This is a genomic window from Microbacterium sp. ET2 (genome assembly GCF_030347395.1).
Lineage (GTDB): Bacteria > Actinomycetota > Actinomycetes > Actinomycetales > Microbacteriaceae > Microbacterium > Microbacterium albipurpureum.
This window is the reverse complement of sequence record NZ_CP128170.1, coordinates 1,084,389-1,096,821: the sequence shown is the minus strand read 5'-3', so window position 1 is coordinate 1,096,821 and position 12,433 is coordinate 1,084,389. Positions and strand designations below refer to the sequence as shown.

The following is a 12,433-nucleotide window of genomic DNA, read 5'->3' as shown; positions in this document are numbered from 1 at the left end:
CTACACGCTTCGGGATGCCGGCGCGCAAACTTCTTTGCTGTAATGGCAAAATTGCCCTATGAGCACGGCTTTGACGCAGGTTGGTCCGCGGTTGCGCGCTGCTCGGCGCGATCGCGGACTCACGCTCGACGAGCTCGCGGGTCGGTCCGGGATGTCCACGAGCACGCTGTCACGCCTAGAATCCGGCAAGCGGCAGCCGAGCCTCGCGCTGCTCCTTCCGCTGACGCAGCAGCTCGGCATCCGGATCGACGATCTGCTTCCCGACGCGGCGGGAGATCCGCGGGTCCGTCGGGCTGTGGAGCGACGTGATGGCCTGATCATCGCCCCGCTCACCCTCGACCGATCGCCCGTTCAGGCCTACAAGATCACCTACCCCGCGGTCGAGACGGCGCCCGAGGGGCGCGTTCACGACGGGTATGAGTGGCTCTTCGTCCTCAGCGGCAGGATCCGACTGAGCCTCGACGGCCACGAGCACATCATCGAACAGGGCGAGGCTGCCGAGTTCGACACACAACTGCCGCACAGCATCAGCGCGACCGCCGAGGGCCCCGCAGAGGTCCTCAGCATCTTCAGCGCCGCCGGCGAGCGGATGCACACCCTTGCGCCGCGTCAGCCGTGAGGTCGTTCATCTGCCGAGCGCGACCGGGGCGACGGCTCTCGCCGCGACCCGTCGATTTCTGCGGTTGTGTGGACCCGTAGACGACATTTCTTGCCCAGTCGAAAGCTCGGAGGCGCCGCGACGCCGCGACCGGGCGCCTCGGGGTGGCTAGCATGAGCCTGTGTCCGCGTCACACGCCGTCGATCCGCCGGTCAGCCACGAAGGTGGCGAGGGCCACCGCGTTCCGCTGAACGACGGACACCGGATGCCGCGGGTCGGCCTGGGCGTCTACAAGATGACCGATGACGAGGCGGCCGCCGCCGTCGACGTCGCCCTCGAAGCGGGGTACCGCGGCATCGACACCGCCGCGATGTACGGCAACGAGGCGGGTGTCGGGACGGCGCTCGCCAGGAGCGGCGTACCCCGGGCCGACGTGTTCGTCGCGACGAAGGTGCGTTTCGAGGACAACGGTTACGACTCCACGCTCCGTGCGTTCGAGGACAGTCTCGGCAAGCTCGGCACCGACTACGTCGACCTTTATCTCATTCACTGGCCCGCGCCGCTGCGCGACCGGTACGTGGATGCGTGGCGCGCGCTGATCCGTCTCCGCGAGGAGGGTCGTGCCCGCTCGATCGGGGTGTGCAACTTCCATCCCGAGCACCTGGACCGGATCGTCGCCGAGACCGGCGTGATCCCTGCCGTGCACCAGGTCGAGCTGCATCCGCGCTTCCCCCAGCACCGCGTGCGTGCGTACGACGCCAACCTCGGCATCATCACGCAGGCGTGGTCGCCCTTGGCCCGAGGCCGCCTGCTCGACGAACCGGCGCTGGCGAGGATCGCCCGGGCGCACGGCGTCACGCCCGCGCAGGTCGTGCTTCGCTGGCATCTGGAGAACGACATCGCCGTCATCCCGAAGTCCGTGCACCCGGAGCGGATCCGGGAGAACCTCGACCTGTTCGGATTCTCGCTGACCTCTGCGGACCATCGGGCGATCGCCGATCTCGAGACCGGTGAGCGCACCGGTGTCGATCCGGACGATCGCAACTGACTCCGCGCCGGACCGGCTCACTCACCCCGGGTGGACAGGAGACGCAGCGTATGCCCGCACCACCGCGGACTCGCCGGCGATCGCGTATCGATCGCGCTGGTCCAGCGGATCGCCGCGTTCCCAGACGAACAGCGCCAGCTCGCCTGCGGAGGCGCTGATCACCGTCCCTTCGTCGCCGGTCTCGTCTGCGTGAACCTGCCAGTCGGGGGTGAGCGTCCACCGTCGATCGATGTCGGTGGCGTCGAGGTGAAGGGGCGCGGGCAGCGGATCGAGGGTCGCACGGCTTCGAGCCAGGAAGACCTCGAAGAGCTCGTCGATCCCGTCGGCGTACTCCGCGGCGGACAATTCCGGGGCGACGGTCCAGCGGTCGCCGCCTGCGGCACGCAGATCGATCAGGTGCTTGGTGGTTTCGTACACCATCCGGCGCATCCAGAACCGGGCGGTCCCGTCCGGACGATCGCCGATCACCCAGCACGCCGTGTCGGGGGTCGATGCCGCCCACGTCTCACGCAGCTTCTCGCGACATGAGTCGTACCACTCGCGATCGGAGTTCACCGGTGCCGGGGGCAGAGATGCCCGATCCACCCGTCCGCCGCGTCGGACGATCTCCCCGGCCCAGAGGTGGATGCCACCCAGATGCGCCGTCAGCGCGGCGACCGTCGGCCAGCTCGCCCAGGCGATCGCATCCTGAGGGTCGTGCCGGTCGATCTCGGTCGAGAACGCCGCGCTCACCCGGTCGAAGGCTGCGCGGTGGACGTCGGCGTCGAGCATGTCCCGACCGTACAGCGTCGTCCGTCACGAAACCGTAAGGACTTTCCCCTCCGCCGAGGAGACCGCGCTGGCTACCGTGAGAGCGCAGGCGGAGAAAGGTCCGCTGGAACGGGTGGATCATGAGGAGAACACACATCACCGGAGCGGCGGCGCTCCTGATCGCGGGCGGTCTGACACTGGCCGGCTGCGCGGGGACGGAGGAGGCGGCAGTGCCGTCGCCGACCGATACGCCCGCCATGACGGCGGAGAGCTCACCGAGCCCCGACCCGATGACCACCGCAGCGGATGAGTCGTCGGAGCCGGAGCCCTCGGAGCCGGCGGCTGCCCCGGAGGGGGCATACCTCGACTACACGGACGGCGTGATCGAGTCCACTCCCGGCCCGAAGGCGCTGTTCTTCCACGCGTCGTGGTGCCCGCAGTGCCGCGCCCTCGACGAGGACCTCCGCGCCGCGGGTGCTCCCGACGGCCTCACCGTTTTCAAGGTCGACTACGACGGCCGCACCGATCTCCGCCAGAAGTACGGAGTGACACTGCAGACCACGGTGGTGTTCGTCGACGACGCCGGCGACGCCGTCTCCTCGAGCGTCCTCTACGACGATCCGTCGGTGGACTCCCTCATCGCCGCCATTCCCTGAGCTGCATGACATGACCGCTTCGCTCCTCGGAGCCCTCGCCGCGGGAATCCTCACGGTGGCCGCACCCTGTGTGCTGCCGCTCCTTCCGGTCATCGTCGGGGGGTCGATCGTGCGGGGCGGAGACGCCCGGCGTGCCCGCTGGCGGCCGTACGTCATCGCGGGGTCGTTGGCCGTCAGCGTCGTGGCCTTCACGCTGGCTCTGAAGGCCACGACTGCGCTTCTGGGCATCCCGCCGCAGGTGTGGCAGGTCATCTCGGGTGCGATCGTCATCCTTCTCGGCCTCGACCTGCTCTTCCCCGCGATCTGGGACCGGATCTCGACGCGCCTCAACCTGCAGGCCCGTACGAACACCGCGCTGGACCATTCCGTCCAGCGGCAGAGCTTCTCCGGTGACATCCTCACCGGCGCCGCGCTCGGCCCTGTCTTCTCCAGTTGCAGCCCCACCTACGCACTGATCGTGGCTGCCGTGCTGCCGGTCTCGTTCGCCGAGGGGGTGACCTACGTCGTCGCGTACGCGCTCGGCCTCGCCGGCATGCTGCTGCTCATCGCGCTCCTCGGGCGCCGCGTCGTGCAGCGGTTGGGATGGATGGCCAAGCCCGACGGCTGGTTCCGCCGCACGATCGGCGCGGTCTTCATCCTCGTCGGCATCGCGGTGATCACCGGATTCGACAAGCAGCTGCAGACGTGGATCCTCGATGCCGGCCTCTACGACCCCATCGCCCAGTTCGAGGAGTGGATCGGTGCCGGCTGATCCGTCGCCGTTCCCCGACGCGACCGACGCTCTGCTCGTCGGTCGCAGCGTGCTGCTGGTCGACGACGACCCCACGGTGCTGGAGGTGAGCCGCGCCTACCTCGAGCGCGCCGGGTTCGTCGTCCACACCGCACCGGACGCGTTCTCGGCACTGGATCGCGCGGCGGCGCTTCTCCCCGACCTCCTCGTGCTCGACCGGATGCTCCCCGGCGTCGACGGGCTCGAACTGTGCCGTCGGGTGCGCGCCGACCGCCCGGATGTCCCCGTCATCATGCTGACCGCGCTCAACGCCGAGGACGATCGCATCGAGGGCCTGGAGGCCGGCGTCGACGACTACCTGGCGAAGCCCTTCTCGCCTCGCGAACTCACCCTCCGCGTCCGCACAGTCCTCCGGCGAGCTCTCGCGGTCGAACGCTCGCCGCGCGCGTCCGACGAGGCGGTCCTCACCCGCGGCCCGCTCCGAATCGACACCGCCGCCCGCACGGTCGTCCGTGAGCGCGAGGAGGTGCTTCTCACAGCGCGGGAGTACGACCTGCTGCTCTTCCTCGCCCGGCGCCCCGGGCGGGTGTTCTCGCGGGAAGACCTGCTCGAGGCGGTCTGGGGCTGGTCGCACGGTGATCCCTCGACGGTGACGGTGCACGTGCGCCGATTGCGCGAGAAGATCGAATCGGATGCCGCGGACCCGACGATGCTCGTGACGGTCTGGGGTTTCGGGTACCGGTTCGACCTGCACGACTCCTCGGCACCGGACGAGGGACCACCCGGCGCCGGGGGAGCGGAGATGCGATGACGACGCTGGACCTGCTGTTCGTCGTGGCGTACTCGGCCGGAATCGCCGCCGTGGTCGGCCTGGTGGCCTGGACACTTCTCCGGCTCATCGCGGGCGCGCGGATCATCATCCATCTGGTGACGGTCGTCGTCGCCGCCGTCGCCGCCGTCGTCGGTGGGGTGCTGGTCGCGGCCCAGGCGATGTATCTCTCCGACACCGATGTGCAGCTCGCACTCGCCATCGCCGTCACGAGCGGGATCGTTGCGATCGCGGTGGCGGTGCTGCTGGGGGCGCGGATCAGCCGGGCGGCTCGGGTGCTGGGCGACGCAGCCCGCGACCTCGGAGCGGGCGTCGCGGTGTCGCCTTCCGCCGCATCCACGCTTCCGGTCGGAGAGTTCCGCACCGTTCTGCGAGAGATGGCGGATTCGGACGCCCGTCTCCGCGACGCTCGGGAGGAGGTCGAGCGTCAGGAGGCCGCGAGATCGGATCTGGTGGTGCGCATCGCCCACGATCTCCGCGTCCCCCTCGCCGGCATCCGTGCCCAGGCGGAGGCGCTGCAGGATGGACTCGCGCCGGATCCCGACCGCTACCTCGACCAGATCGCCGCACAGGTCGACCGCGTGAACAGACTCGTCGACGATCTCTTCGCCATCTCCCGCATCGACGCGGGCACCCTTGCGCTCCGTCTTCAGCCGACATCCCTCGGTGACCTGGCCAGCGACGTGGCCGCTGACCTTCGCGCCGTGGCGGACGCCGCGGAGATAGACCTCTCCGTCGAGGTCGATGCCGACGCGACGATCGATGCCGACCCGCTTCAGCTCGGGCGCGCGATCGCCAATCTCGTCGCGAACGCTCTCCAGCACGCTCCTGACGGAGGGCATGTCCGCGTACGGGTCACCGTCGACGACGAGTGGGCGAGGGTGATCGTCGTCGACGACGGTCCGGGGATCCCCGATGCGGACCGGGATCACCTCTTCGACGCCGGCTGGCGGGGAACGGCGGCGCGGTCGCCGCACGCGCTCGATGTCGGCGGCGGCGCCGGACTGGGTCTGGCCATCGCCCGGGGCGTCGTCCAGGCCCACGGCGGTCACGTGGATCTGGAAGACACCGGGGGTGGCGGCGCCGAGTTCGTCATCGCTCTCCCGGTCGCCGCCCCCCTCAGCGCGGTCAGTGCACCGGCATCCCGCCCGTGACGGCGATGGTCTCGCCGACGACGTAGCTGGACTCCTGCGAGGCGAGGAAGACGAACGCCGGGGCGAGCTCGACCGGCTGTCCGGCCCGACCCATCGGGGTCTGGGACCCGAACTCCTCGATCTTCTCGTTCGGCACGAAGGCCGGCTGCAGCGGCGTCCAGATGGGTCCGGGCGCGACGCCGTTCACCCGGATGCCGCGCTCGATCAGCTGCTGGGACAGGGCGCGGGTCCAGTTCGCGATGCCGGCCTTCGACACCGCGTACTCGGCGAGCGAGGGTGAGGGCTGGAAGCCCTGAACACTCGAGGTCGTGATGATCGACGCGCCGGGCTCGAGGTGAGGCGACGCGGCCTTGGTGAGCCAGAACAGGGGGTAGATGTTGGCCTTCACGACGTGGTCGAGCGTCTTGGTCTCGAAGTCGTCGATGCTGTCGACCGTCGGCATGGTGCCGGCGTTGATCACCAGGATGTCGAGTCCGCCGAGGCCCTCGACGGCCTTCTCGACGACCTCGATGTTGGTCTTCTCCTCCTGGAGGTCACCCGGCAGGAGTACGGCGACCCGGCCCTCCTTCTCGACGAGGGCGGCGACCTCCTCGGCCTGCGCCTGCTCCTCAGCGAGGTAGCTGAGGGCGACGTCGGCGCCCTCGCGGGCGAAGGCGATCGCGACGGCGCGCCCGATGCCCGAGTCGGCTCCGGTCACGAGGGCCCTCCGGCCGGGCAGGCGCCCGAGGCCGACGTAGGTCGTCTCACCGTGGTCGGGCGCGGGGTCCATCTTGTGGATGTCGCCGGGCGCGCTCTGCTGCTGCGGCGGGAAGGGCGGGCGGGGGAACTGGGTCGTGGGGTCCTGAGGGGTGTACATGTTCGCCATGCCCGCCACGCTAGGCGGGGGGACGGATGCCGGGGCCCGGGCTTGCGCGCGGGCCGAGACCGCGATACAGCGCTACCCCTCGTCGCCCCCGGGCGCAACCCTGCGCCGGGTGACTCGACCCTTCGTAGCCTGAACGCGTGACCCTCGCATCCCCCTCGCACAGCGACCTGCGCGATTACGCGCCCATCGGCGACGGCCGCACGATCGCGCTCGTCGGGCTCCGGGGGCAGATCGACTGGCTGCCGCTGCCGAACCTCGACTCACCACCGGTCTTCGCCCGGATCCTCGACGATGCCACGGGCGGCTGCATCGAGCTCGAGCCGGTCGGGGAGTATGCCGTTCGCCGCCGCTACATCGCGCGGACGAACGTGCTGCAGACGACCTTCACGACGCCGACGGGGCGGGCTCGGGTCACCGATGCGCTGGTGACCGGCGTCGCCGGGCGGCTGCCGTGGGCCGAGCTGGCACGCCGGGTGGAGGGCGTCGAGGGCAGTGTGGAGTTCCAGTGGGCGGTGCAGCCCGGCTCGCGCCTGCAGACGGCGGCGCCGTGGATCGAGCAGCACGAGGGCGCCGCAGTGCTCCGCGTCGGGGGCATCTCACTCGCCGTCGTCGGCAGTGAGCACGGCCCCGAGAACGCCGATCCCGACGGGGTGACGGGGCCGGTGCTGCGCGGCCGCTTCACCACGGCGGCCGATTCGCGCCACCTCATCGTCATCGTCGCCACCGACGGCGAGCCCCTCCACCTCCCCGTGCCCCAGAACGTCGACCGCAGCGTCGACCGCACCATCGACGGCTGGCGCGCGTGGTCGCGCGAGTTCTCGTACGAGGGTCCGTGGCAGGACGCCGTGCAGCGCAGCGCCCTGGCGCTGAAGCTCCTCGTGTATTCGCCGACGGGGGCGATCGCCGCCGCGGCGACCACGTCTTTGCCGGAGAATCCGCGGGGCGGGAAGAACTGGGACTACCGGTTCGCGTGGGTGCGCGACCTCGCGTACACCGCGCACGCCCTCGTGCGCTTCGGCCTGCGGGAGGAGACGCACGCGGCGATCTCGTGGCTGTTGCGCACCATCCGCGAGAACGGCCCCGATCTGCACGTCCTCTACTCCCTCCGCGGCGAGATCACGTCAGGTGTCGACGAGTTCGACGTCGACGGGTGGAAGGGAATCGGCCCGGTCGTCTCGGGCAACCCTGCCCGCGATCAGCTGCAGCTCGGGGTCTACGGAGATCTGTTCGCGATCTGCCGGACGTACGTCGATGCCGGCAACATCCTGGATGTCGCGACCGGACGCATGCTCGCCGACATGGCTGATCGCACCTGCGACCTGTGGCGGAACCCCGACTCCGGCATGTGGGAGCTCCCCGAGATCCGGCACTACGTCTCGTCGAAGATGGGATGCTGGCAGGCGCTGAACGACGCCGCCTGGCTCGCCGAACGCGGGTCGATTCCCGGCAACGCCGATCGATGGCTCGCCGAGCGCGAGCGCATCCGGCAGTGGGTGGCCGAGTTCGGCTGGTCCGACGATGCCGGCAGTTACGTGATGTACCCGGGCTCGACCGATCTCGACACCTCCGTGCTCCTTCACGCCGAGAGCGGTTTCGACCGGGGCGAGAGGATGTCGGCGACGATCGACGCGCTCACCGCGGCGCTCGGCGCCGGCGACGGACTGCTCTACCGGTACACCGGGATGGCCGACAAGGAGCACACATTCGTCGCCTCGGCGTTCTGGCGGGCCGGCGCGCTCGCCTGCGTCGGCCGGCACGACGAAGCGCTCGCCGCGATGGATGCGCTCGTGGGCGCCGCGAACGACGTCGGCATCTACGCCGAGATGATCTCCGCCGATGACGGTGCGTTCTGGGGCAATCTCCCGCAGGCCCTCAGCCACCTCGCACTCGTCAGCGCCGCCCTGACCATCCGTCAGCTCGTGTCGGACGAGGAGCTCGACGGCTTCTGACCCCGCGGGCTCGCGGTCAGGCGGCGCGGGAGCGCAGCATCCGATCAGCCGTCCGCAGTGACAGGGCCATCTGTGCCAGACACGGATTGGCCGACAGCGCACTCGGGAAGGTCGAGTTGTCGCACACCCAGAGGTTCGGGATGTCGTGGCTGCGGCCGTCGGCGTCGACGACGCCGTTCGCCGGGTCGGTGCTCATCCGGCACGTGCCGAGGGTGTGCGCCGAACGGGCGAGCACACGGATGTCGCGGGCCCCGGCCGCCTCGAGGATGCCGGTGAGCGTGCCGGACGCGTGATCGTCGATGGCTTTCTCGTTCGGACCCGGAGTGAAGGTGACCTCGGCGCGGGGCACACCGAACTGGTCGTGCTCGTCCGCGAGGACCAGCCGATTCCGGTCGGCGGGGAGGCACTCGGCGTTGATCCCGACGCCGATCGAGAACCGCCACGCGTCGAGGGCGTCCATAAGCTCACGGCCCCAGAGGTCGCCGCCCCGCACGAGCATGGTGGCGTGCGTCACGGGCATGACGCCGAGGCTCTGGATCAGATACCCGCCGGCGAAACCGGCGTCGGCGGGTCGGATGAAGTCCTCGCTGATGAGAGACGACGGATACCCTCGGTAGCCGCGCACCTGCGCATCGACGCGGCCCCACGCCTGCAGCGCGCCGTGCGCGAGGAAGTTCCGCCCCACCATTCCACTGGAATTCGCCAGGCCCGTGTGGAGGAGGAGGCGCGGCGTCTCGATCCCGCCTGCGGCCAGCACCAGCGTCGCGCACCGCTGCCGCATCTCCCGGCCGTCGCGGGTGTAGACGACGGCAGCCACCCGCCCTGCGCTGTCGAGCTCGATGCCGTGCACCGTGCTGTCGGGGCGGATCTCGGCGCCGGCGGCCACGGCGGCGGGCAGGTAGGTGTTCGCGGTCGTCGCCTTGGCGTCGCTGCGATCGCCCTGGTGGATGCTGCCGAGGTTGAGGTTCCGCGAGCGCCGGCCGTAGTGCGGCTGATCGTGGTCGCGGGTGAGGATCGCCGCGGGGGCGGTGGCGGTGCGGATGCCCAGGGCATCGCAGCCGAGGGCGACGAGGTCGGCGGGAGCATTCCGCTCCGTGCCGGGCCAGTGGTAGGTCCGTCCCTCGTCCCACGGATAGGGCGTGGGACCCGAGACCCCGATGGTGTGCTCCACCTCCTCGATGTAGCGGATGAGCTCGTCGTGGTCGATCGGCCAGTCCTCGCCCACGCCGAATTCGGTCCGCAGCGCCAGGTCGCGCGCGTCGGGGCGCGGGGCGAACGCTCCCCAGTGGAGGGTGCCGCCACCGACCCCGCGGCCGCTGTTGTTCGGCCCGAACGCGGTCGGGGCCTCGCCCCCGCTGATCCGCTCCGACATCCAGTTCACGCGCCGGCCCTCGACCTCATCGGGGATCAGCTGGTCGGGGTCGAGGTTCGGCCCGGCTTCCAGCGCCACGACTCTCAGGCCGGCGGCGGCGAGACGGGCCAGGAGCGGGCCGCCCCCGGCTCCGGTGCCCACCACCACGACGTCGACGGTCTCGTCGGTGGGGTAGGTGCGCATGTCGGTGAGGTTCATTCGTCGTCTTCCGGGGCGAGGGTGCCGAGCGTGTCGGGTTCCCAGGCTGCGCGGCGGTCGGCGCGGAGCTCGGAGAATCCGGGGTCGGGGGAGGTGATGGCGGTGATGAAGCCGTCGAAGCCGAGGCGGGCGGAGGTGGCGGGGTGCGACACCCACGCCTGCGCGAGGTCGGCGCGGATGTCTTCGAACCACCGCCGGGTGGTCTCGTCGTCCCACGGTGAGCCGGCGAAACCCTGCCCGGCGATGAGGCCGGAGACCAGGTGATCCTGGCTCGTGGTGTCACCGGGCCAGACAGCGGCGAGCGCGTCGAGTCCGCGCCGATAGGCCTCGGAGTCGCGGGGAAGACCGGGTGGGCGCCAGCCGTCGCCCCGCCCTGCGGCCAGTTCGCGGTCGACGACGCGACCGAGGTCGAACCGGTCGTCGAGGTCGCGGGGCATCAGGCGCTCCGCGATCGACCGGAGGAGGACGAGCTGCGCGCGCGACAGGACCTGCGATTCGGCGTCGGGGTCGTCCGCCAGATGGCGCCGGGAGAGGATGCCGCGGGTCTCGGCATCGGTCCGCTCGGAGGCGATGAGCCGGCCCCAGCTCTCCGCCACACGGGTCGAGCCCGCCGAGATGGCGTCCCACAGTCCTTCGATCGCCGCGGCGACCTCCGCCGGGCGCTCGAAGAGCAGCAGATGGCCGGTGTCGGGCAAGGAGGTGATCGCCGCGTCGGGAAGGACACCGGCGACGAGGGCGGGCTGAGCGTCGGCGCCGAGGTCGCCGTCCTCCTCGCCCGCGAGGACGACGGCGGGGACGGCGGCGATGTCCAGGTCGGCGCTGATGTCTTCCCGGCTGCCCTCTTCGAGCCAGCGTCGCCAGGCGAGCGGTGACATCGCCTGCACCTGCGCGATCGCCGCCGCCTCGTCGGCGGCGGGCAACCGCGCGGCGACGTTGTCGGCGACGAACGCGCGGGCGTGCTCCTCGGAGATCGGCCCGTCCACCACCCACGACAGCATCTGCTCTCGCTTGTCGGCGGCCATCGGCTCGGGGGTGGTCGGCGACGGGGCGAGGAGAACCAGCCCCGCCAGACCGAACAGGGGCGCGTCACCCCGGAGAACCCGCTCGGCGACGGCGGCGGCGACCTTCCCTCCCATGCTGTGGCCGCACAGGATCCACGGTCCCCCGCTCGCCGTCTGCGCGATCGCCGCGATCACGCCGTCGACGAGGGCGGAGACGCTGCCGTTCGCGGCATCCGGACTTCCGCCGTGCCCCGGCAGGTCGATGCCGACCACCGCGAGGGTGGGAGAGAGATGTGCCGCGAGCGGCGCGGCCGCCACGGCCGAGAGTCCGAGTCCCGGCAGCACGTAGACCGTGCCTTCGGGTCTCACGGGGTGATCATCCCGCCGTTGACGTTCAGCGTCGCGCCCGAGACGTAGCTCGACTCGGGCGAGGCGAGGAAGACGTACGCGGGCGCCAGCTCGGCCGGCTGGCCGGAGCGCTGATAGGTGTTCTCGTCGTCGAACGCCGTCATCTGCTCATCAGAGACGCCGTCCGAGACCTGCAGGGCGGTCCAGACCGGGCCGGGCGCGACGACGTTCACGCGGATGCCGCGCTCGGCGAGCTGTTGCGCGAGGCCCTTCGAGAGGTTGTTGATCGCCGCCTTCGTCGCGGCGTAGTCGAGGCGGTCGGGCGCCGGCTTGTACGCCTCGAGGGAGGCGGTGTTGATGATGCTGGAGCCCGCGGGAAGGTGGGCGAGCGCCGCCTTCGTCAGCCAGAACGGCGCGAACACGTTCGTGCGGAACGTCAGCTCGAACTGCTCGTCGCTGAGGTCTTCGACCCGGTCGACCGCGATCTGCCGCCCGGCGTTGTTCACCAGGATGTCCAGGCCCCCGAGCGCGGAGACCGCCTCGTCGATGATCGCGCGGCAGCGGGTGGCGTCTGCGATGTCGGCGACGATCGCGTGGCCCCGCGCTCCGGCATCCGAGATCTGCTGCAGGATGTGCGCGGCATCCTCTGCCTCCTCGGGGAGGTGCACGATCGCGACGTCGGCGCCCTCGCGGGCGAATGCGATCGAGACGGCGCCGCCGATCCCGGAGTCGCCGCCGGTGACCAGCGCCTTCCGGCCGACGAGGCGTCCGGTACCTCGGTAGGTCTTCTCACCGAGGTCGGGCACGGGCTGCATCCGCGCCTGCACCCCCGGCTCGGGCTGATGCTGCAGCGGCGGCTCCACGCGGGCGTAGCGCTTGACCGGGTCGTCGAAGGTGTACTGGTCCCGAGTGCTCATGCGGTCACGATAGGTGGC

At 70.7% G+C, this 12,433-nt stretch carries 12 protein-coding genes; 7 read left to right on the top strand and 5 right to left on the bottom strand.

Features of this window, described 5'->3' with window-relative positions; translation table 11 throughout:
* Positions 1–58 precede the first annotated feature (58 nt).
* Together QSU92_RS05390 and QSU92_RS05385 are read left to right on the top strand one after the other, a co-directional pair.
* Positions 59–619, top strand: a complete 561-nt coding sequence (locus tag QSU92_RS05390) for a helix-turn-helix domain-containing protein (RefSeq protein WP_289265151.1) — start codon at positions 59–61, stop codon at positions 617–619.
* A gap of 244 nt (positions 620–863) precedes the next feature.
* Positions 864–1,646 (top strand): aldo/keto reductase, encoded by a 783-nt coding sequence (locus QSU92_RS05385; RefSeq protein WP_289265827.1) that lies wholly within the window; start codon positions 864–866, stop codon positions 1,644–1,646.
* Positions 1,647–1,667: 21 nt separating this feature from the next.
* On the opposite strand, the gene QSU92_RS05380 is transcribed toward QSU92_RS05385, so the two are convergent.
* Complete coding sequence (locus QSU92_RS05380) at positions 1,668–2,417, bottom strand: maleylpyruvate isomerase N-terminal domain-containing protein (RefSeq protein ID WP_289265150.1); 750 nt, start codon at positions 2,415–2,417, stop codon at positions 1,668–1,670.
* Positions 2,418–2,536: 119 nt separating this feature from the next.
* Between QSU92_RS05380 and QSU92_RS05375 the strand changes: the two genes are divergently transcribed.
* From QSU92_RS05375 to QSU92_RS05360, 4 genes are read left to right on the top strand one after another with little or no spacing between them, the layout of a single operon-like run.
* Positions 2,537–3,052: a thioredoxin family protein gene (locus tag QSU92_RS05375; protein WP_289265149.1), complete on the top strand. Its 516-nt coding sequence runs from the start codon at positions 2,537–2,539 to the stop codon at positions 3,050–3,052.
* A gap of 10 nt (positions 3,053–3,062) precedes the next feature.
* Complete coding sequence (locus tag QSU92_RS05370) at positions 3,063–3,803, top strand: cytochrome c biogenesis CcdA family protein (protein WP_289265148.1); 741 nt, start codon at positions 3,063–3,065, stop codon at positions 3,801–3,803.
* Complete coding sequence (locus QSU92_RS05365; RefSeq protein WP_289265147.1) at positions 3,793–4,593, top strand: response regulator transcription factor; 801 nt, start codon at positions 3,793–3,795, stop codon at positions 4,591–4,593. Before QSU92_RS05370 ends, QSU92_RS05365 begins: the two co-directional genes overlap by 11 nt.
* Positions 4,590–5,765 (top strand): sensor histidine kinase, encoded by a 1,176-nt coding sequence (locus QSU92_RS05360; protein ID WP_289265146.1) that lies wholly within the window; start codon positions 4,590–4,592, stop codon positions 5,763–5,765. The genes QSU92_RS05365 and QSU92_RS05360 overlap by 4 nt, the downstream gene beginning before the upstream one ends.
* Here QSU92_RS05360 and QSU92_RS05355 read toward each other — a convergent pair.
* Positions 5,740–6,630, bottom strand: a complete 891-nt coding sequence (locus tag QSU92_RS05355; protein WP_289265145.1) for an SDR family oxidoreductase — start codon at positions 6,628–6,630, stop codon at positions 5,740–5,742. The genes QSU92_RS05360 and QSU92_RS05355 overlap by 26 nt on opposite strands.
* A 137-nt stretch (positions 6,631–6,767) precedes the next feature.
* Between QSU92_RS05355 and QSU92_RS05350 the strand changes: the two genes are divergently transcribed.
* Positions 6,768–8,579, top strand: coding sequence for a glycoside hydrolase family 15 protein (locus QSU92_RS05350; RefSeq protein ID WP_289265144.1), 1,812 nt, complete (start codon positions 6,768–6,770; stop codon positions 8,577–8,579).
* A 16-nt stretch (positions 8,580–8,595) separates the two neighbouring features.
* Here QSU92_RS05350 and QSU92_RS05345 read toward each other — a convergent pair whose 3' ends face one another.
* The 3 genes from QSU92_RS05345 to QSU92_RS05335 are packed head-to-tail and all read right to left on the bottom strand — an operon-like array spanning position 8,596 to position 12,415.
* Positions 8,596–10,149, bottom strand: coding sequence for a GMC oxidoreductase (locus tag QSU92_RS05345; protein WP_289265143.1), 1,554 nt, complete (start codon positions 10,147–10,149; stop codon positions 8,596–8,598).
* Complete coding sequence (locus QSU92_RS05340) at positions 10,146–11,519, bottom strand: alpha/beta fold hydrolase (RefSeq protein WP_289265142.1); 1,374 nt, start codon at positions 11,517–11,519, stop codon at positions 10,146–10,148. The genes QSU92_RS05345 and QSU92_RS05340 overlap by 4 nt, the downstream gene beginning before the upstream one ends.
* On the bottom strand, positions 11,516–12,415 hold the full coding sequence (locus QSU92_RS05335; protein WP_289265141.1) for an SDR family oxidoreductase: 900 nt from the start codon (positions 12,413–12,415) through the stop codon (positions 11,516–11,518). The genes QSU92_RS05340 and QSU92_RS05335 overlap by 4 nt, the downstream gene beginning before the upstream one ends.
* Positions 12,416–12,433 lie beyond the last annotated feature (18 nt).